Genomic DNA, 19958 nt, shown 5'->3' with positions numbered 1-19958 from the left:
AAGTCCGGCAACGCAGGCGCCAGCAGCCTCACTTGGTGGCGGCCACCGTCACCAGAGCAGGGCGCAGCACGCGATCCGCGATGAGGTAACCCTTTTGCAGCACCGTCACCACGGTGTTGGGTTCCTGGTCGGCCGGCACCATGCTGATGGCCTGGTGCTGGTGCGGGTCGAACTTGGTTCCGCCGGTTGGCTCAATCTGAATCACCTTGTGTCGTTCCAGCGCACTCTTGAGTTGTTTCAATGTGGCTTCCGAGCCCTCGCGCAGCTGTTCGCGCGTGGCTTCCTGAATGGCCAGGCCGGCCTCCAGGCTGTCGGCCACGGCCAGCAGGCTGTCAGCAAAGCTCTCCACGGCGAATTTGCGCGCCTTGGACGTTTCTTCCTCGGCCCGGCGCCGGGTGTTCTCGGCCTCGGCCTTGGCCCGAAGGAACTGCTCGGCCAGGTCGGCGTTTTGCGCCTTGAGTGCGCTCACTTCGTTGGTCAGGGCGGCCAGTGCGTCGGTCTCGTTGGCGGCCGCAGCCGCTTCGGCTTCTTCCGGGTGCATCGGGTCGGTGGCTGCAGCGTCGGCGGGTTGGGCGTTGTCGGCTGGGTTCGGGTTCTGGCTCATGGGCGATCTGAAGTATCTTGAAAACATGGGCAAATGAGGTGCTGCGCGAAACATGGGGCTGAAAGCCCGGGGTTCAAGGGTGTGGGCAGCCAAACGCGAGCAGGTCGGTGAAAATCAGGGCTTTCCACTCGGGGATCCCCATGAAACTCTTTCGACATGGCCTGCCGGGCTCCGAGAAGCCCGGCATGATCGACGCCAGTGGCGCCTTGCGCGACCTCTCTGGCGTGGTGGCCGACATTGCCGGCACCACGTTAACCCCTGATTCTATGGCGCGTCTGGCGGCGCTGGACCCGGCCAGCCTCCCCCTGGTGCCAGACGGTAGGCGCCTGGCACCCTGTGTGGGCGGCGTGGGGAACGTGATCGGCATCGGCCTGAACTACGCCGACCACGCGGCGGAAGCCGGTCTCAAGCCGCCCGGCCAACCCATTGTTTTCAACAAGCACGGCGGCTCCATCAGCGGTCCGAATGACGAAGTGTGGTTGCCGCCAGGTTCGCTCAAGATGGACTGGGAGGTGGAGCTTGGCGTGGTGATGGGTGCGAAGGCCTGGCATGTGGATGAAGCCGATGCACTGTCCTGCGTGGCGGGCTACTGCCTGGTCAACGATGTGTCCGAGCGGGCCTATCAGATGGAGCTTGAGGGTCAATGGGTCAAGGGCAAGAGCTACCCCACCCATTGCCCTCTTGGCCCCTGGCTGGTCACGCCCGACGAGCTCGGCGATCCTCAGGACGTGGAACTCTGGCTGGATGTGAACGGTGTCCGTCGTCAGACTGGCAACACGCGCACCATGATTTTCGGCGTGGCTCACCTCATCAGTTACCTGAGCCGCTTCATGGCCCTGCAGCCTGGTGACGTCATCGCCACCGGCACACCACCCGGTGTGGGCATGGGCCACAAGCCGCCGCTGTACCTGAAGGCTGGCGATGTGATGACACTGGGTGCCAGTGGCCTGGGCGAACAGCGCCAGAACGTGGTCCTCAGCCCTGCACCGGGCTGAGAACCTCAGGGTTCCCCGGTCACGCCCCCATGCGAGGCGCGCTGGTTCGCGAGGTGGCCGCGCCGGGGGCGTGACTGCGCGCGAGCTGCTGGGACCACTTGCTTGCAAAGCGTTGTACTTCCGTCAGTCGCCTGGCGAGGTCTGCCCCCAGGGAGGTGAGGCGGTAGCCATCGCCGCCGTGTTCCACCAGCCGGGCGGCGCGCAACTCCTTCAGGCGTGTATTCAGGGTGTTGGGGGTGACGCCGCCCACGCTGTCCTGTAGCAGGCGAAAGGTCTGAGGATGTCCGTCGCTCAAGGCCCAGACCACCCGGATCGCATACCGGCACTCCAGCAATTCGAGCAACTGGACCATGGCGGCGTTGTCTCTGGCACTCATGCTTGTCTCCTGAGCGGCCTTCAATGGGCGCTTGAATGCACTATAGGCCAGGAAACCTGTTTTGCTATCCATTCGCCCCATGTGTGCACTGCAGCAATCGGGTTCATGCCGCGTGAGTGTGCACTTCTGCGCACAACGGCAGGCGCATGCGGATCAACACCGATTGACCTTGGGCCTGCTTTCAGGGTGGCTGGCGCCTTCGCTGAGTCAACCCCTGTAAACCTTCTTCAGCAGCTGGATCAAGGTCTTGAGCTCTGCTGGTGTGAGTGCGTGGGTGACGCCTTGCTCAAGGCTTGTCGCAGTGGCCTGGGCGTCTTGCTGTAGTTTTTTGCCGGAAGGGGTGAGATGCAGCCCCTGGGCCCGGCGATCGGTGGGGTGGGCGCGACGCTCGATCAGTTCGCGCTTTTGCAGATGCTTGACCATGCCCACCAGGTTGGGCGGCAGGATGTCGAGCGCGGAGCAGATCTGGCGGGAAGTGATGCCAGGATTGTGCGCAATGAGCGTAAGAACGGAGAAATCCACCGGGCGCAAACCGTAGGGCGCCATGCGCTGCAAGAAGATGGTGATAACAGACAGCGCTGCGCGACGGGCGTTGTAGCCCAGCAGGCTTTCAAGGTAACTGGTGTCGATGTCGCCCCCACCGGCTTCCCCCGTACCGGGATCGGCTGGTGCCGGGGCAGTGTTCCGGGGCACGCGCGGGCGGCGCAGGGCGTTGGCTACGGTGGTTTCAGGCATGGTCAGAGCATAGCGTGCTCGCACCGGCCATCGCCCTTGGCCGTGAAGTGCTCAGGTCTTGCCCAGCGTGGCGGTCATGGTCGCCATGCGCATGTCAAATTCAGGCCAGACCCAGCGCCAGAAACCGGTGTGGGCGCCCGACCACCGAGCCGTGTCCCCGGAGTCGGCCATGTCGATGCGCGCCCAGGCCCATGCCATCAGCACCAAGGCCAGCGCGCGCAGGAAGTCGTCGGCCAGCCAGTGGGGGGTGTCGGCGGGTGCGCTGGTGGATTGAAGGCGGGGCAGCATTTGCTTTCGCGTGAAGGTCGCGAGCTGATCGATGGCGTAGCGGGCCCGCTGGTTTCTGGGTTCATCGTTCAGGTCGTCGATCAGGTCGGCCAGCAGGTGCAGCAAGGCCTGGGCGCCGTCGGGTAGCACCTTGCGCAGCAGCAGATCGATTGCCTGGATTTCATTGGTGCCCTCGTAGATCATGGCCACCCGGGCATCGCGCACGTGCTGTTCGATGCCCCATTCGCGCACGTAGCCGTGGCCGCCGAACACCTGCAGGCAGGCGCTGGCGCCGGTAAAGGCCTGGTCGGTCCAGGCGGACTTGAGCACTGGCGTGACCAGGCTGCACCAGCGGCTGGCGCTTTCCCGTTGCTCGGCATCGGGGTGGTGTTTGAGGGTGTCGAGTTCGAGCGCTGTGCGGTAGGCCACCACACGACCGGCGTCGATCCAGGCGCGCTGCGCATCGAGGATGCGGCGCATGGCCGGGTGCGCCTCAATGGTGTCGGCCTCGCCCGCCTTGGCACTGCTCCCGGGTGCACGCATCTGGCGCCGTTCTTTTGCATACGCATCGGCCTTCTGCCAGGCGGCCTCCAGCAGGCCGATGCCTTGCAGGCCCACGTGCAGGCGGGCGGCGTTCATCATCACGAACATGGCGTTCAGGCCCTTGCCGGGTTCGCCCACGATCCAGGCAGGGGCTTCGTCGAACCGCATCACGCAGGTGGGGCTGCCGTGCAGGCCCATTTTTTCTTCGATTCCTTCGCAGACCACCGGGCTTCTGGCTCCATCTTGGAAGAACTTGGGCACCAGGAAGAGGGATAGACCCTTGGGGCCGGGCGGCGCGTCGGGCAGGCGCGCCAGCACCAGATGCACGATGTTGTCGGTGAGGTCGTGTTCCCCGCCAGAGATAAAGATCTTGGTTCCGCTGAGCGCATAGCGGCCCTCGTCGTCGTTCGGTAGCGCCACAGCCCTGGTGCGCACCAGACCCAGGTCGGAGCCTGCATGGGGCTCCGTGAGGCACATGGTGGCCAGCCATTCACCTGTGGCCACCTTTTCCAGGTAGCGCGCCTTCAGCGGGTCCGAACCATGGTGCTTGATGCACTCATACGCGCCGTGCAGCAGGCCGGGCGCCATGGTCCAGCCGTGATTGGCTGCGCTGAGCATTTCATACAGCATGGCTTCAAGCACGGTGGGCAGGCCTTGTCCACCATCTTCCGTGGCGCAGGCAAGCGATGGCCAGCCGGCTTGCCAGAAGGCTTGGTAGGCTTCACGAAAGCCGGGGGGCATGGTGACCGCGCCGTCTTTCCACTGTGCACCGATCTCATCCCCTTTGCGGTTCAGCGGGGCCACCACCTCGCCCACGAACTTGCCCGCTTCTTCCAGCACCTGCTGCATCAGCGCTTCGTCGGCTTCCGCGTGGGCGGGCAGAGCCTGGAGCTGCACAGGTGCCTGAAGCACCTGGTGCAGGATAAATTGCATGTCGTCGGTGCGGGGCTGGAAGGCGTTCATCGTAGGAAATGTGTTTGCTGCAGCCGAAGCTGCGCGTGCGTCACCTGGGGAGCGTGATCGGTTGGCGGGCGAACCAGGGCGGCTTCGGCCGCCCCTCGCCAGTTCAGGATTCGGCGGTGAATCCGATCTGCTTGATCAGCGGGCCCCATCGTTCGAATTCGGCTTTCTGGCTCTGAGCCATGGCTTCAGGTGTGCCGCCGAAAGGAATCAGGCCAACGACGCTGAGCGCGTCGATCACGGTCTGGTCCTTGATGGCGGCGTTGATGGCGGCATTGATGAGTGCGACCAGGTTGGCGGGCGTCTTCGCCGGTGCATAGAAGCCGAACCATTCTTCCACGGTGAGTTCGGGGAACCCCTGTTCAGCAAAGGTGGCCACTTCCGGGACGAAGGGCGAGCGTGTTTTGCCCGAGGTGGCCAGGATGCGCAAGCGGCCCGCCTTGTGATTGGGCACGAAGTCGCCGTGCGGGGTGACCATGGAGGCAATCTGACCGCCCACCACATCGGTCACACCGGGCACCGAGCCGCGGTAGGCCACATGGGTCATTGGCACGTTGTTGTTCAGGCCCAGCAGGGCACCAATGAAGTGGGGTGTGGATCCGGCGGCGGGCGATCCGTAGTTGGCGTCCTTGGGGTTGGCCTTGGCCCAAGCCAGGTAGTCTTTCAAGTTCTTGACCGATTCGGGCACCTTGGGCCCGACCGCCAGACCATGGTGGATCATGGATGCCGTTCCCACCGGTACAAAGTCGTTCACCGGGTCGTACGACAGATTTTTGTAGATGTGCGGGTAGAGCGACAGAGCCGAGAAGGGCGACATGGCAAGGGCGGTGCCATCGGCAGGCGCCTGTTTGAGCGACTCCAGTGCGATGCGCCCGCCCGCGCCGGGCTTGTTTTCCACGATGGCGCGGTTTCTCGCGTAGGCCGTGCCTCCCAGAAGATCGCCCACACGTCGCGCGCAGATGTCCCCCGCACTGCCTGCCGGGAAGCCGTAAAAAATCTTGACCTGATCTACCGCCTGGGCAAATGCGGGGTGCATGCCCAGAATCCCAAGCAGACTGGTGCCGGCGGTGGCCTGGATGAATTGTCGACGGGTGCTCATGGGTTGTCTCCTGAGTTGAGGGTGGTTGAAATGAAACGGAGGAACCGTGTACCGGTTTCTGGTTATGCGAGGCAGAGGGACTTGATGTCCTCTGGAATCGGGATGGCCTTGATGCGCTCGGGTGCCTCGGGCGGGTGGATCACGAAGGCCCGGGTCTCGGTGCCTTCGCACAGCACGTCGTCACCGCGTTTCACCACGTGCCTGTGCATGAAGACCTTCTCGCGCCACTCGGTCACGCTGGTGTGAATCTGAAGGCGTTCGCCGTAGGTGGCGGGGCGCATGAACCTGGTGTGAATCTCCAGCAGCGGTGTGCCGACGATGCCGCGCGTCTTCACCAGTTCGCGCCAGGGCGGCACGCCACACTGGACAAAGAAGTTCAGCGATGACGCGTCCATCCACTTCGAGAAGTTCGGGAAGAACACGATGCCGGCGGGATCGCAGTCGCCGAACATCACGTCCACTTCGTACACGACAACTTTGCTCACCTTGGGGCCATTCTCAAAGCGCCATCGAGACGGATCACTTCGCCGTTGAGATGCGTATTGGTGACGATGTGCGCCGCGAGCTGTGCGAATTCTTCGGGCTTGCCCAGGCGCGGTGGGAACGGAATGCTCGCTGCCAGCGAAGCCTGAACCGGCTCGGGCAACTGCTTCATGAGCGGTGTGCTGAACAAGCCGGGAGCGATGGTGCACACGCGAATGCCGTGCTGCGCGAGGTCGCGCGCCATCGGCAGCGTCATGCCGACCAGGCCGCCCTTGGACGCGCTGTAGGCCTGCTGGCCCACCTGGCCGTCGAAAGCGGCCACGCTGGCGGTGAACATCATCACGCCGCGTTCGCCGTCTTCCAGCGGATCGAGCCTGGCGCAGGCGGCGGCAAACAGGCGACTGGCGTTGTAGGTACCGATCAGGTTGACGTTGATCACCTTGGCAAAGTCTTCCAGTGGCGCGGGGCTGCCGTCCTTGGCGACCACGCGCTTGGCGCTGCCGATGCCGGCGATGTTCATGAGGATGCGCGCCGGGCCGTGGGCGGCGGCAGCTTCGTCCAGGGCAGCTTGCAGGCTGTCGGTGTTGGTGATGTCGCAATGGCAGGCGATGCCGTGGATCTCGCTGGCCACGCGCTTGGCGTTGTCCAGGTTCACATCGAGCACGGCAACTTTGGCGCCCAGGCGCGCGAGTTCGCGTGCGGTGGCTTCACCGAGGCCAGATCCACCGCCGGTGACGAGGGCGGCGTGTCCTTGAATGTTCATGGTGTTGTCCTTTGATTTCAGGCGGTTTTGTTTTCAATCAGCAATGCCATGCCCTGGCCGCCACCCACGCACGCACTCGCAATGCCGTAGCGGTGACCGCTGCGCTGGAGCTCGCGCGCCAGGGTGAGGGTGAGTCGCACGCCGGTGGCAGCGAGCGGATGACCGAGTGCGATGGCGCCGCCGTTGACGTTCAGGCGATCGAGGTCCATACCGAGTTCGCGCGCCACGGCCAGGGTTTGTGCGCCTTGCGCCTCGTTCACTTCGAAACGGGCGATGTCGCTCATCGAGAGACCGGTGCGCTCCAGCAACAGTCGGATGGCGGGTGCGGGGCCGATGCCCATGATCTCGGGTGGCACACCCACGGCGGATGCGGCCACCACACGCGCCAGAGGCTGCTTGCCATTTGCCTTTGCATAGCTGCCTGAGGCCACCACGCAGGCCGCGGCCGCGTCCACCAGCGCCGAGCTGTTGCCACCGGTCTGCACGCCGTCCTCGAACACCGCGCGCAGCTTGGCCAGCACATCTACCGGCGAAATCCGTGGGTGGGTGTCGGCGGCCACTTCCGACAGCTTGCCCTGCAGCTTGATGCCGCGCGGCTTGTAGCCGGCGAGCTCGAACTTCTCGCTGACCACGGGCACGATCTCACCAGCCAGGAAGCCGCTCTGCTGCGCAGCCACCGCCTTGGCGAACGAGGCCGAAGCAAAGGCGTCCACCTCTTCTCGCGTGATGCCATATTGCTTCGCCAGGTTCTCGGCGGTCTGGATCATGTTGATGCCCGCCGCCGGGTCTTTCAGCGCTTCCCACATGTAGTCCTTGAACCCCACCGGCGCACCCAGCTTGAAGCCGGTGCGGTGGTCGAAGGCAGCGATCGGGTTGCGCGTCATGTTCTCGGTGCCCACCACCAGCGCGGCATCGCAGGCACCGCCCTGGATGTGTTCACCGGCCTGGCGAAACAGCTCGAAACCGGTGCCGCAGATGCGCTGAGCCATGATGGCCGGCACCTCGACAGGAACGCCTGCGTACAGGCCGATGTGGCGTGGCAGGAAAAACTGGTCGAAGTCGCCGGGCGCCATGTTGCCCGCGATCACCGAACCGATGTGTTCGCCTGGTACGCCCGCGCGGGCCAGCGCTTCGCGTGCGGCCTTGATGCCGAGATCGGTGGGTGATATGTGGCCGAGTGCGCCACAGTAGTCGACCATGGGCGTGCGCACGCCGGCCAGCAGCCAGACATCTTCGAAGGCGTTGAAAAAACCGCGTGTGGTCATGCTTTGTCTTGCTCGGGTTGGAGAATGGCGTGCAGCGTGCCGTCGTGCAGGCGGTCCACGGTCTCGGCGCGGTGCGCCAGCACGGCGCGCTGGTTGATCGAGCCTTTGTCCGTGACTTCACCGCGATCGATGGTGGGCGGGTCGGCCAGCAGGCACAGGCGCGCAATGCGACTCGCGCTGCCGGTGGACGTCTTGGCGAGATCGGTCACCACATGCTGGAAATGCGCCAGCACGGCTGGGCTGTTGAGCACATCGTGCATGGAGGCGTCTGCGGCCAAGCCACTGAGCCCGCGCACCAACGGCGTGGGAAACACCATGGCGCCGACTTCCTTCATGTTCAGCCCGGTGATCACCACGTCCTGGATGTAGGGCGCACCGGCCGCGATGATCTTCGCGCGCAGCGGTCCCACGCTCACGAAGGTACCGGTGGCGAGCTTGAAGTCTTCGGCAATGCGGCCGTCGAACTTGAGGCCCTGGTGAATGTCGGTCTCGTCGATCCACTTCACCGCGTCGCCGGTCTTGAAGAAGCCTTCTTCGTCGAAGGCGTCGGCGGTCTCGGCCGGCATGCGCCAGTAGCCGGGCGTGATGTTGGGGCCCTTGTAGCGGACCTCGGTCTTGCCTTCGGTGTCCACCAGTTTGAGCACGATGCCCGGCGTGGGCAGGCCGAGGTCGCCAGCTTTCACGTTGGGGCTGGTTACGAAAATGCCGAAGGGACCGGATTCCGTCATGCCCAGACCGGTGCCCATGACGATGCGCTCGCCAATTTCACTTTCCTGCACCGCGTGCAGGGCGTCCCACACTGGTTGTGCCAGCGCGGCGCCGGCATAAAAGAACATCTGCACGCGCGAGAGCAAGGTCTTGCGCAAGGCTTCGTCGGTTTTCATCGCGTTGGCAATCGCCTCGAAACCGGTCGGCACGTTGAAGTACACCGTGGGCGCGATCTCGCGCAGGTTGCGCAGCGTCTCGCCCATGAGTGCGGGCGTGGGCTTGCCGTCGTCGATGAACAGGGTGCCACCGTGGAACAGCACCATGCCAAAGTTGTGGTTGCCCCCGAAGGTGTGGTTCCAGGGCAGCCAGTCCACCAGCACCAGTGGGCCTTCGGCCAGCACCGGCATCGACGCCATCATCTGCTGCTGGTTGGCGCACCACATGCGCTGCGTGTTGATCACGGCCTTGGGCATCTTGGTCGAGCCCGAGGTGAAGAGGAACTTGACAATGGTGTCCGGCCCGGTGGCGGCCATGGCCGCGTCTACAGCCTTGCCACCCTGTGTTCTGGCTTCCGTTTCCAGCAGCGCGTCAAACGGGGTGGTGGCACGGCCCGGCACTGTTCCCTGAGTCGTCACCAGCTCTACGTCGTCACCCAGTGTGGCCAGCATGGCGCGGCTGTAGCGCTGCGCGTCGCTGGCGAACACAAGGCCAGGGGTGAGCGTCTTCACCACATGATGCAGCTTGTCGAAGTCCTGGCTCACCAGCGAATAGGCGGGTGAGGTCGGGCAGTACGCGATGCCGGCGTAGATGCAGCCCAGGGCCAGGAGCGCGTGTTCGAGGTCGTTCTCGCTCAGGATCAGCACCGGCCGCTCGGCCGAGAGGCCGCGGTCGAGCAGGCTCTGGCCGATGCGCCGTGCCGCTTCGAGCGCCTGCGCAAAGGTGATGTGGCGCCAGTCACCGGTGCTGCCGTCGGCGTTTTTCGTGCGGCGGGCGAACACGGTCTGGTCGGGCCGTGTGGCGGCCCAGTGCACCAGTCGATCGGTGATGCGAGCTGGGTAGGGCGGCAGGTCCTGATCGGCGCTCAGATAGTGCACGCCGGTGGAACCGTCGCGCAGGGTGGCGCGGGTGACACCAAAGGTGAGAGGGCGGTACTTCACTGCGGTCATGTTGTCTCTGAGAAGTGGTCTTTGTTGATAACTGCCATGGATCCAGTCGGCGCGCGTGCCTGCAAGTTCAAGGATGTCGCGGGTCCGGCTCCGCCGGCCCCAGACATCGCCCTCCTCTGGGGGGTGACGCCGAAGGCGGCGCGGGGGGAGCGACCTCAGTCGCTGCTCACCTTCTTTGCCCGACCTTCCAGGAAGGCACGCACGCGTGATTTGGCTTCCGGGTCACTTTGCGCGATCGCGGCCATCATGGCTTCTGTGAGGTAGCCCTGATCGGCCGGTTGTTCGGCGATGCGCGGCAGCGCGTGCATCAGCGCGTAGTTCGTCAGTGGTGCGTTCTGAGCGATGCGGGCAGCCAGCGCCATGGCCTTTTCCAGCGCGGTGCCTTGTGGCACCAGGTACTGGGTGAGTCCGACGCGTTCGGCCTCGGGCGCCTTGTAGACACGGCCGGTGAACATCATGTCGGCCATGCGCGCGGCGCCGATCAGGCGCGGAATGCGAACCGAGCCACCGCCGCCCACGAAGATGCCGCGCGAGCCTTCGGGCAGTGCGAAGAAGGCCGACTCGTCGGCCACGCGAATGTGGCAGGTGCTGGCCAGTTCCAGGCCACCACCCACCACCGCCCCGTGGAGTGCCGCAACCACCGGCACCGGGCCATACTGCACACATTCCAGCGCGCTGTGCCACATGCGCGAATGGTGCAGGCCCTGGCCGGCGTCGCGTTCGCTGAGTTCTGATAGGTCGAGTCCAGCGCAGAAGTGGTCGCCGCTGCCGTGGATGACGGCGGCACGCACGCCCTGTGGCATGGCCTGGAAGATGTCGCGGATGGCCAGAATCAGGCCGTCGTTGAGGGCGTTGCGCTTGGCCGGGCGGTTGAGCGTGATGACGGCAATTTCGGACGAATCGCCTTGCAGGGTCAGGCTGATGTCGGTTGAATGGATGGGCATGTCGGGTGTCGGCGTCGGCCGCCTGTTCAGGGTTGATGCGCTTGAATCGAAAGCTGATTATGGTTATAAATAATAACTAACACAAGGCATGTCCATCGGACTGACCCCCGTGTTTTCCCTAGGTCTTACCCTTCACAGAGAGACAACCATGGATCACCAGAACCTCATTGCCATCGACATCCACACCCACGCCGAGGTGAGTTGCCGGAACCCGTTTGACAACTACGGCGAGGAGTACGACCGCGCGGCCGACAAGTACTTCGGTAGCGACCGGCGTCCCACCATCGCAGAGACCATCGCCTACTACCGTGAACGCAAGATCGGGCTGGTGATGTTCACAGTGGACAGCGAGAGCAAGCTGGGGCGCAGGCGCATTCCGAACGAAGAGATTGCGCAGGCCGCGCGCGAGAACAGCGACATGATGATCGCCTTCGCCAGCATCGACCCGCACAAGGGGAAGATGGGTGCGCGTGAGGCCGAGCGGTTGATCAAGGAAGAAGGAGTCAAAGGCTTCAAGTTCCACCCCACCGTGCAGGGCTACCACCCCTACGACAAGATGGCGTGGCCAATCTACGAGGTGATCAACGCACACAAGCTGCCCGCCATCTTTCACACCGGACACAGTGGCATCGGCAGTGGCATGCGCTGCGGCGGCGGCCTGCGTCTGGAATACAGCAACCCCATGCACCTGGATGATGTCGCGATCGATTTCCCAGACATGCAGATCGTCATGGCGCACCCGAGCTTCCCATGGCAGGACGAAGCACTGAGCGTGGCGACGCACAAGCCCAATGTGTGGATCGATCTGAGCGGCTGGAGCCCGAAGTACTTTCCGAAGCAACTGGTGCAGTATGCGAACACGCTGCTGAAGGACCGCATCCTGTTTGGCAGCGACTACCCGCTGATCACGCCCGAGCGCTGGATGAAGGATTTTGAAGTGGCGGGCTTCAAGCCCGAGGTGATGCCCGGCATCCTGAAGGGCAACGCCGTTCGCCTGCTGGGTCTGGCATGAACGCCGCACGGCCGCTCCGAAGGCGCTCAGCTCCGTCGTGCGTAGCACGGAGGGCGGTCCAGTGAGCGCACCCGCGCGCATCGTTTCAAGCACCGCCGCGCCACGAGGGCGCGCACCGGCGCCCTCGGGCAGACCGATGGTGCTCGCATGAAGACGTTCACCTCGCTCACCGACATCGAGGCGCTCGAACAGCGTCCGCTGGACGAAGTGGCGCCGCACCGAAGCCCGTATGCATTGATCCGTGCGGCGGCACATCGTCACCCGGAGCGCGAAGCGCTGACCTTCCTGCCCGATGCCGGGCTGGACACGCCGCCCCGTCGTGTCAGTTACCGCGAACTGCTGGCCAGCATCCATCGTGCCGCCAACCTGTTTCGTGCAATGGGAATCGGTCCCGACGACGCCGTGGCGCTTCTCGCGCCCAACCTTCCCGAAGCGCATGCAGCGCTCTGGGGTGCCCAGCTGTCCGGTCGGGTCTGCCCCATCAATTACCTGCTGCAGCCCGACCACATCGCCGCGCTGCTCCGAGCGTCTGGAGCCAAGGTGCTGGTGGCCCTGGGCTCCAACGCGGAGCTCGATGTGTGGTCGGTGGCTCTGCAGGTGGCGGCCCATTGCCCGGTGCCTCTGGTGCAGATCGGCGTGACAGGTTCGGGCGTCGCACCAGATCCGGATGCACCCATGTGGCAAGCCCTGCTGGCCGCGCAGCCCGAAGCGCTCACGTTCGAGCCCGACCTGCACCCCGATCGCGTGGTCGCTTTGTTCCACACCGGTGGCACCACCGGTGCACCCAAGCTGGCCCAGCACACCCAGGGCAACGAAGCCCACACCGCGTGGATGGCACATGCGTTTTACGACATTGACGAAACCGCGGTCGAGGTCAACGGTTTTCCGCTGTTTCATGTGGCCGGCGCCTTCGTCTACGGCCTGGCCTGGCTGGCGGTGGGTGCGCGCCAGGTGCTGCCCACGCTCACCGGCATGCGCAACACCGGCTTCGTGCAACGCTACTGGAGGTTCTGTGAACGCGAAGGCGTGAGCCACCTGGCTTGCGTGCCCACGGTGCTGGCCAGTCTGATGGCCGTGCCTGTGGATGCCGACATCATCCATGTGCGTGCGGCCTACACGGGCGGCTCGCCCTTGCCCGGTGAACTCGCGCAGCGTTTCGAAGCCGCGACCGGGATTCCCGTGCGCAACATCCTGGGCATGACCGAGTGCGCCGGCCTCGTCAGCATCGAGCCGCTGCTGGGGCCGCGCACACCCGGTTCCACCGGCCTGCGCCTGCCGTACACCGATGTACACGCCGTGCCCTGGCGCGACGGCGCTGCCCGCCTGGATGAGCGCTGCACGCCGGGCGAGACCGGTGTGCTGGTGTTGCGCGGGCCGCACGTGAGCCCGGGCTATCTGGATGTGGCGCGCAACACCGGCATGTTTGAAGCCGGCTGGATTGTCAGTGGTGACCTCGGCCACCTCGACGAAGCGGGCCGCATCCACGTGACCGGTCGTGCCAAGGACGTGATCATCCGTGGCTCGCACAACATCGACCCGGCATTGGTGGAAGACGCCTTCCTGGCCCATCCGGCGGTGGCGCTGTGCGCGGTGGTGGCGGAACCTGACGCCTACGCCGGTGAACTGCCGGTGGTATTCGTGACGCTCAAACCGGGCACCGACCTTTCACCTGAGGCGTTGCTGGCGGCGGTGGCTCCCACGGTGTACGAAAGGCCCGCCTGCCCGAAGCGCGTGGTGGTGATGGATGCGTTGCCCATGACCGCGATCGGCAAGGTGTTCAAGCCGGCCCTGCGCTGGCGGGCCGTCGAGATCAAGCTACTGGAATCGCTGGCGCAGTGGGCGCCCGGTGTGCCGGTCGAGGTGCAGGCCGGGGAGCAGGACGGGCGGCTTGCCGCCACCGTCACATTGCGTTGCGCGCCCGATGCCGGGTTGCAGGAACGCATGATGCAGGGCCTCGCCGCAATGGCCGTGCAGGTGACGCTGCGTTTCTCGCCATAACCGTTGGCATCGGCCTTCGCGCCTTCACCATCCGCCGCGCGCGAGCCAGCGCTCGGCCTGCTCCAGCTTGTCCACGCCCCAGAAGGGTTCACCATCGACCACCAGCGTGGGCGAACCGAAAATGCCGGCTTCGATGGCGGCATTCACCTCGGCCTTCAGCAGCGCAGACGCTTCTTCGCTGGCCGCGGCCGTGGCCACTTCGTCGCCGGTCAGGCCGGCAGGCAGTTCAAGGGCGCGCAGGGTATCTGCAAACGACAGGTCTTTTCCTTCGCACCAGTAGCTGCGGTAGATGGCCTGGGCCAGGGCGCCGGCATGTTGCGGCCGGTGTTGTCGCACCCACGCCTGCGCCCGTGCGCTGGGCAGCGGGTTCATCACCGGGTCGCTGGGCGCTCTCGCCATCTGCAGGCCATGTTCGCGCGCATAGCGCAGCACGTCGCGTTCGGTGTAAGGGCCTTTGAGCGGCGTGTCCAGCAGGGGCTTGAGGCCCATCACTTTCAGCACCGACACACCCAGCAACATGGGGTGCCACTCCACCGTGCGTCCGTGGCGCTGCGCCAGTGCCTCGACCTGCAAGGACGCAAAGTAGCCGAACGGCGAAATGAAGTCGAAATGGAAGTGCAGGGGTGCTGGCGGTGTCATGTCGGGCATGGTAACCACGGTCTGGTCAGCGCGCACGGGGCTTGCGTGGTTTGTGCTGGCTGCAGATGTTTCATGCCGCAGCGGCATAGCTGAAAGAGGACAAAAGCGCTGGCGCGGGGACGCCCGACACTGCAAAGTGTCCATCTGTTTCCACCGCAACGCAATGTAGGCGTTTTCTGCGCCATTCAAGCGTTTGCATCCTCACCGTCAGGAGATTCCCATGAAATTGATTCAACGACGCACCGCCGTGGCGGCCCTTGGCGTTGCCGCCGCAGGGCTCTTTGCCGGGCACGCCAGCGCGCAGCAAACCGTGACGCTTCGACTTCACCAGTTCCTGCCCCCACAGGCCGTCATCCCTGCGCGCGCCATCATTCCTTGGGCACAGAAGATCGAAGCCGACTCCGGTGGCCGCATCAAGGTCCAGCTCTTTCACGCCATGCAAATGGGCGGATCGCCCCCTCAGCTGTTTGACCAGGCCCGCGATGGTGTGGCCGATATCACCTGGACAGTACTGGGCTACACCCCTGGCCGCTTCAACAAGGCCGAGGTTTTTGAACTGCCATTCATGAGTGGCCCGGCCGAGGCATCTTCCAGGGCTTTTCACGAATACGTCGAGACCTTTGCTGCCGATGAATTCAGGAGCGTGAAGCTGCTCGCGGCTCACACGCATGGACCTGGCCTGTTCCACACCAAGAATCCGGTCACCGGGCTGGAAAGCCTGCGCGGCATGAAGATCCGCGGCGGCTCGCGGATCATCAACAACATGCTGACCAAGCTGGGTGCCACGCCGGTGGGCATGCCTGTGCCTGCGGTGACAGAAGCCCTTTCCAAAGGCGTGATCGACGGCACCACCATCCCGTGGGAAGTGACGCCCGCGCTGAAGGTGACGGAGCTGGTGAAGAATCACACCACCTTCGCCGGCACCACCGGCCTGTATACCCAGACCTTCGCGTTCTCCATGAACCGCAACGCTTACGATCGTCTGCCGGCAGATCTGAAGAAAGTCATCGACGACAACTCGGGTGTGGAGCTCGCAGCCATGTTCGGTCGCGCCATGGACGAAGGCGACAAGGTGGGCCTGGACATTGCACAAAAGGCCAAGAACAACATCGTGGCACTAGACGTGGCCGAGACACAGCGCTGGCGCCGCACCGCCAGTGCGGTTGAAACCGACTGGGTCAACGAGATGAAGGGCAAGAACATCGACGGCGCGAAGCTCGCTGCCGAAGCTCGGGCTTTGATCGCCAAACACACGAAGTAGGGACTCCCCCCTGCGCCGCAGTGCGGCTCCACCCTCTCTTGCGCCTTCGGCTTGGAGGGGGGACGACACCTTGGGCCGGCGGAGCCGGACCCTCGGTGTCACTGGATCAATTCCCCTTCAGCTTCCGTCAAGTCTGGTGCAAGAAAGGCTGCTCTTGCCCATGCCCTTTTCGGAGGCAGTGCCTTGCCCCCTCGCCCCTCTGGGGAGAGGGAAGGGGTGAGGGGCTCGACTTTCCGGAGAGAGTCGTTCGCCTAACCCCACACCTCCTGCGCCGTCTCCACCACCAGCGCCAGTTTGCGGCGCTGATCTTCCACGGCGATGTTGTTGCCATGCACGGTACTCGAGAAGCCGCACTGAGGTGACAGGCACAGTTGGTCCAGGGGAGCGTATTTCGCAGCTTCTTCGATCCGGCGTTTGAGATCGTCCTTCGTCTCCAGGAGGCCAAACTTGGTGGTCACCAGACCCAGCACCACGGTCTTGCCGGGTTTCAGGAAGCGCAGCGGGCGGAAGTCGCCGCTGCGGTCGTCGTCGTATTCCATGAAGTAGGCGTCCAGGTTCATTTCCGACAACAGCGCTTCGGCCACAGGCTCGTAGTTGCCGGCAGCTGCATGGGTGCTCTTGAAATTGCCGCGGCACAGGTGCATGGCCAGGGTCATGCCGGCGGGTTTGTGCGCCACCACCTTGTTGATGAAGCTCGCATAGCGGTGTGGCAGTTCGTTGGGATCATCGCCACGGCTGCGGGCGGCTTCGCGCATGCGGTCGTCGCAAAGGTAGGCCATGTTGGTGTCGTCCATCTGCACGTAGGTGCAGCCCGCGTCGGCCAGGCTCTGCAGCTCTTCGCCATAGGCCTTGGCCACGTCGTCGTAGAACACCGGGTCCAGTTCGGGATACGCCTCTTTGCTGATGCCGGCACGCCCACCCCGGAAGTGCAACATGGTGGGCGAGGGGATGGTCACCTTCGGCACCACGCCTGGCCGGCCGAGCGCTTCCACCTGGCTCTTCAGGAACTGGAAGTCGGCCAGCTGGATGTTCTTCGCGTGGCGAACCTTGTCGATCACCCGGATGACGGGAGGCGCCAGTTCCTCGGTGCCGTCGGGTCGAACGATGGTCACGGGTATGTCGGTTTTCACGCCGCCCAGCTGTTCCAGAAAGTCGATGTGGAAATAGGTGCGTCGAAACTCACCGTCGGTGATCGATTGAAGTCCCACATCCGACTGGAACTTCACGATTTCGGTGATCGCCCGGTCTTCGACGGCGCGCAGCTGATCGGCACTCAGGGTTTTTTTGTTGAAGAACTGGTCGCGGGCCTCCAGCAGATAGGCCGGGCGCAGGAAGCTGCCGACATGGTCGGCCCGGAAAGGGGGTTGGGTGCGAAGCGTCATGAGCGTCCTTGACAAAGTAAGTGGGCGTCCGTGTCTGGACCCCCAGATTCGGGGTTCCATTGCGTAGGCGTGGTTTGCATTGTGGCGTTTCCCGGGCAGATCGCCCATGGCCCTCGGTCGCGTCAGCCATCGAACCGAGGGTGCTCGTTATTACACCCGCGCACGCAGTTAACACTTTAATACTATTCCTGCGTTTTCAACGCGGCTGCATGTTTTACTGATCGGTCCGCTGATGTCAGCGCGGGTCTCCATGTTTGATCGACTTGCCTGTCACCAAGTCGACGAATTTTCGCTTCACCAAGTCTCTTTCCCGCGTCGGGCATGGAAGACGGGCTGTCCGATCTGGACGGCGTTTTTTGCGTGACAACACGCCAGGGGAAATTGCGCCAAATGACTTCTGATGATTCCAGGGCAATCAAGATATGCCGGGTGATGTGCATCTTTTTCATGAGCTATGTGCACGTCAATCCTGGACTGAATGACCATGTCGGTGAGCTTCCCCCCAACCTCTCATATCTGGAGAATTTGCTTTCAGAAATCCTGGGAAGGGCCAGCGTGCCTGCGTTGAGCGTGCTGGGAGGCTACCTGGCCGTGATGGCCTACGGGCAGAGAAGGAGCTGGGCGATTTACGTGGGTGAGCGCTGGCAGACACTGGTCGTTCCGCTCATCGGCTGGAACGCCATCATCATTCTGTTGTAGGTGGTGATATGGCAAGTCAGCGGTGCACAAACATCGGTGCTTCGCGATCTGCCGCGTTTCGAATGGGGTCAGATCGGCCTTTTGTTGGACAGGTTGACCGCGTACAACTACGGATCAGCCACCACCGCGTTGAATTTCTTGCGCGACATCTTCGTGTGTTCGCTGCTTCTGCCGGTGCTGCAGATGCTTCTGAGGCGAACAGGCTTTGTCGGATTGACAGCGGTGTGGCTCTTTGGGCTGACGGTGGGCTTTTCTCCTGTGATCCTGCGCCCTTACATCCTGATCTTCTTCTGCACCGGGATTTGTCTTGCACTACAAGGAAGCTTGTTCACTCCCCGGTTGGCCGTCCTCGGGAAGCTGCTGGCGAGCATTTCTGTTCCCGTGGCGCTGGTGTGGCTGGTGCCGGCGTTTGCTGCAGAGCACAGCGACACCGCAAGGGATACGCTGATGCGCTTGGGGGTGAGCAGCGCATTCTTGTGGGCCTCCCATGTACTGAGCCGTTTTGCCGTGGGCGACCATCTGGCGCGGCTGGAGCCCATGATTTATTTGATGTTTCTCTCCCATGCTTGCATCATGTTGGTGTTCTGGGGAGCGTGGCAGTCTGCCTTCGGATCGGACCTCTACTGGCCTTACGGCATTTTTTATGGTGGAGCCCCCGTGGCGACCCTGGTCGTCGTGTTGGTTCTGTACAAGACCCTGGCTTTGACGCCGGCGGCGGTGCAACAGGCCTTCAATGGTCGACGCATCGTCCGACTGCCTTAAAAGCAGGCAGCAGAATCGACCGCTGTTCGTTGACTCGGGCCGATTTCTATGGTTCGACGTGGCGGAGACACATACGGCTTGCCCAGCGCATACGCCCATATCAAACCGGCATAGCTGAAAGTCCCAATGTCCTATGGCATATAAAGCGGGAACATCGCACATTGTGGAGCCATTGTTTTGAAACTGCCTTGAGCTGGGTAGATCCACATTGACAGCCTCTATGACACACCAATCTACAGGAGACAAATTGATGAAATCACCCACTTTCACTCGGCGTGCGACCATGCTGGCCATGGCCGCTGCAGCGGCCGGCTCGATGGCAGGCACTGCGTTTGCGCAGCAGCCGGTCACACTTCGGATGCACCAGATGCTGCCTCCCCAGGCCACCATTCCGGCGCGTGCGCTGGTGCCATGGGCTCAGAAGGTCGAGGCAGAGTCCGGTGGGCGCATCAAGATCCAGCTGTTCCATGCCATGCAGCTGGGCGGCGCGCCACCGCAACTGTTTGACCAGGCACGTGACGGCGTGGTCGATATCACCTGGACGGTGCTGGGCTACACCCCGGGCCGATTCAACAAGGCCGAAGTTTTCGAGCTGCCGTTCATGAGCGGTTCGGCCGAGGCTTCTTCCAAGGCTTTCCAGGAGTATGTGGAACAACATGCAGCGGACGAATTTCGCAGCGTCAAGCTGATCGCGGTGCACACCCACGGACCCGGCCTCTTCCACACCAAGAATCCGGTCACGGGTCTGGAGAGCCTTCGTGGCATGAAGATTCGCGGCGGCTCGCGCATCATCAACAACATGCTGACCAAGCTGGGTGCCACCCCGGTGGGCATGCCCGTGCCTGCGGTGACCGAGGCCCTTTCCAAAGGCGTGATTGACGGCACCACCATTCCATGGGAAGTGACGCCTGCCTTGAAAGTGTCCGAGCTGGTGAAGAATCACACCACCTTTGCGGGGACCACCGGGCTGTATACGCAGACGTTTGCCTTTTCGATGAACCGCAACGCCTACGACCGCCTGCCCGACGATTTGAAGAAAGTCATCGACAACAATTCCGGCATCGAAACCGCCGCCATGTTCGGCCGTGCGATGGATGAAGGCGACAAGGCAGGCCGCGAGATTGCCGTCAAGGCGGGCAACAACATCGTGGCCCTTGACGTAGCCGAAACCCAACGCTGGCGCCGCACGGCTGCCACAGTGGAAACCGACTGGATCGAGGAGATGAAAGGCAAGAACATCGACGGCGCCAAACTGGCTGCCGAAGCACGCGCGCTGATTGCGAAACATTCACGCTGA

General features: G+C 63.5%; 20 protein-coding genes. 7 read left to right on the top strand and 13 right to left on the bottom strand.

The annotated features are described in order from the left end of the window. Nucleotides 1–28: 28 nt before the first annotated feature. Nucleotides 29–604: a nucleotide exchange factor GrpE gene (grpE, locus tag Q7V46_RS07015; RefSeq protein ID WP_304912810.1), complete on the bottom strand. Its 576-nt coding sequence runs from the start codon at nt 602–604 to the stop codon at nt 29–31. 140 nt (nt 605–744) lie between these two features. On the opposite strand from grpE, the gene Q7V46_RS07010 reads away from it, so the two are divergent. Then, a complete protein-coding gene (locus Q7V46_RS07010; protein WP_304912809.1) occupies nt 745–1599 on the top strand; it encodes a fumarylacetoacetate hydrolase family protein in 855 nt (284 codons plus the stop codon). 19 nt (nt 1600–1618) lie between these two features. Here the strand turns inward: Q7V46_RS07010 and Q7V46_RS07005 are convergent, their stop codons facing one another. The 9 genes from Q7V46_RS07005 to Q7V46_RS06965 all read right to left on the bottom strand — a co-directional run bounded on the left by Q7V46_RS07005 (nt 1619) and on the right by Q7V46_RS06965 (nt 10908). Further along, nucleotides 1619–1975, bottom strand: a complete 357-nt coding sequence (locus Q7V46_RS07005) for a helix-turn-helix domain-containing protein (RefSeq protein WP_304912808.1) — start codon at nt 1973–1975, stop codon at nt 1619–1621. A gap of 207 nt (nt 1976–2182) precedes the next feature. Then, entirely contained in the window at nt 2183–2710 is a 528-nt protein-coding gene (locus Q7V46_RS07000; protein WP_304912807.1) for a MarR family winged helix-turn-helix transcriptional regulator, read from the bottom strand. A gap of 51 nt (nt 2711–2761) precedes the next feature. Further along, nucleotides 2762–4483 carry an acyl-CoA dehydrogenase family protein gene (locus Q7V46_RS06995; protein WP_304912806.1) on the bottom strand — a complete coding sequence of 574 codons (1722 nt, stop codon included), beginning with the start codon at nt 4481–4483 and terminating at the stop codon, nt 2762–2764. Nucleotides 4484–4586: 103 nt separating this feature from the next. Next, nucleotides 4587–5579, bottom strand: coding sequence for a Bug family tripartite tricarboxylate transporter substrate binding protein (locus tag Q7V46_RS06990; RefSeq protein ID WP_304912805.1), 993 nt, complete (start codon nt 5577–5579; stop codon nt 4587–4589). 62 nt (nt 5580–5641) lie between these two features. After that, entirely contained in the window at nt 5642–6064 is a 423-nt protein-coding gene (locus Q7V46_RS06985; RefSeq protein WP_304912804.1) for a thioesterase family protein, read from the bottom strand. After that, nucleotides 6061–6825 carry an SDR family NAD(P)-dependent oxidoreductase gene (locus tag Q7V46_RS06980; protein ID WP_304912803.1) on the bottom strand — a complete coding sequence of 255 codons (765 nt, stop codon included), beginning with the start codon at nt 6823–6825 and terminating at the stop codon, nt 6061–6063. Before Q7V46_RS06980 ends, Q7V46_RS06985 begins: the two co-directional genes overlap by 4 nt. 17 nt (nt 6826–6842) lie before the next feature. Next, nucleotides 6843–8090 carry a thiolase family protein gene (locus tag Q7V46_RS06975; RefSeq protein ID WP_304912802.1) on the bottom strand — a complete coding sequence of 416 codons (1248 nt, stop codon included), beginning with the start codon at nt 8088–8090 and terminating at the stop codon, nt 6843–6845. After that, complete coding sequence (locus Q7V46_RS06970) at nt 8087–9964, bottom strand: feruloyl-CoA synthase (RefSeq protein WP_304912801.1); 1878 nt, start codon at nt 9962–9964, stop codon at nt 8087–8089. Before Q7V46_RS06970 ends, Q7V46_RS06975 begins: the two co-directional genes overlap by 4 nt. A gap of 155 nt (nt 9965–10119) precedes the next feature. Next, nucleotides 10120–10908, bottom strand: a complete 789-nt coding sequence (locus Q7V46_RS06965) for a crotonase/enoyl-CoA hydratase family protein (protein ID WP_304912800.1) — start codon at nt 10906–10908, stop codon at nt 10120–10122. A gap of 148 nt (nt 10909–11056) precedes the next feature. On the opposite strand from Q7V46_RS06965, the gene Q7V46_RS06960 reads away from it, so the two are divergent. Both Q7V46_RS06960 and Q7V46_RS06955 read left to right on the top strand, forming a co-directional pair. Further along, nucleotides 11057–11920, top strand: a complete 864-nt coding sequence (locus Q7V46_RS06960) for an amidohydrolase family protein (protein ID WP_304912799.1) — start codon at nt 11057–11059, stop codon at nt 11918–11920. A 147-nt stretch (nt 11921–12067) separates the two neighbouring features. Beyond that, nucleotides 12068–13918 (top strand): AMP-binding protein, encoded by a 1851-nt coding sequence (locus Q7V46_RS06955; RefSeq protein ID WP_304912798.1) that lies wholly within the window; start codon nt 12068–12070, stop codon nt 13916–13918. A gap of 24 nt (nt 13919–13942) precedes the next feature. Here the strand turns inward: Q7V46_RS06955 and Q7V46_RS06950 are convergent, their stop codons facing one another. After that, nucleotides 13943–14593: a 2-hydroxychromene-2-carboxylate isomerase gene (locus tag Q7V46_RS06950; protein ID WP_304912797.1), complete on the bottom strand. Its 651-nt coding sequence runs from the start codon at nt 14591–14593 to the stop codon at nt 13943–13945. A 184-nt stretch (nt 14594–14777) separates the two neighbouring features. On the opposite strand from Q7V46_RS06950, the gene Q7V46_RS06945 reads away from it, so the two are divergent. Continuing rightward, the gene (locus Q7V46_RS06945) at nt 14778–15818 is read left to right on the top strand and encodes a TRAP transporter substrate-binding protein (protein ID WP_304912796.1); all 1041 of its coding nucleotides are present in this window, start codon (nt 14778–14780) and stop codon (nt 15816–15818) included. A gap of 251 nt (nt 15819–16069) precedes the next feature. On the opposite strand, the gene Q7V46_RS06940 is transcribed toward Q7V46_RS06945, so the two are convergent. Then, a complete protein-coding gene (locus tag Q7V46_RS06940; RefSeq protein ID WP_304912795.1) occupies nt 16070–17200 on the bottom strand; it encodes a 5-methyltetrahydropteroyltriglutamate--homocysteine S-methyltransferase in 1131 nt (376 codons plus the stop codon). Nucleotides 17201–17382: 182 nt separating this feature from the next. Then, entirely contained in the window at nt 17383–17649 is a 267-nt protein-coding gene (locus tag Q7V46_RS06935) for a hypothetical protein (RefSeq protein ID WP_304912794.1), read from the bottom strand. Between Q7V46_RS06935 and Q7V46_RS06930 the strand changes: the two genes are divergently transcribed. From Q7V46_RS06930 to Q7V46_RS06920, 3 genes are all read left to right on the top strand, one after another. Continuing rightward, on the top strand, nt 17648–17899 hold the full coding sequence (locus tag Q7V46_RS06930) for a hypothetical protein (RefSeq protein ID WP_304912793.1): 252 nt from the start codon (nt 17648–17650) through the stop codon (nt 17897–17899). The genes Q7V46_RS06935 and Q7V46_RS06930 overlap by 2 nt on opposite strands. Nucleotides 17900–17935: 36 nt before the next feature. Continuing rightward, nucleotides 17936–18661, top strand: a complete 726-nt coding sequence (locus Q7V46_RS06925) for a hypothetical protein (RefSeq protein ID WP_304912792.1) — start codon at nt 17936–17938, stop codon at nt 18659–18661. Nucleotides 18662–18911: 250 nt separating this feature from the next. Next, on the top strand, nt 18912–19958 hold the full coding sequence (locus tag Q7V46_RS06920) for a TRAP transporter substrate-binding protein (protein WP_304912791.1): 1047 nt from the start codon (nt 18912–18914) through the stop codon (nt 19956–19958).

This window comes from Hydrogenophaga sp. (genome assembly GCF_030651625.1).
GTDB lineage: Bacteria > Pseudomonadota > Gammaproteobacteria > Burkholderiales > Burkholderiaceae_C > Hydrogenophaga.
Note: the sequence above shows the minus strand (reverse complement) of the source record. Positions and strands in the feature narration are given on the sequence as shown.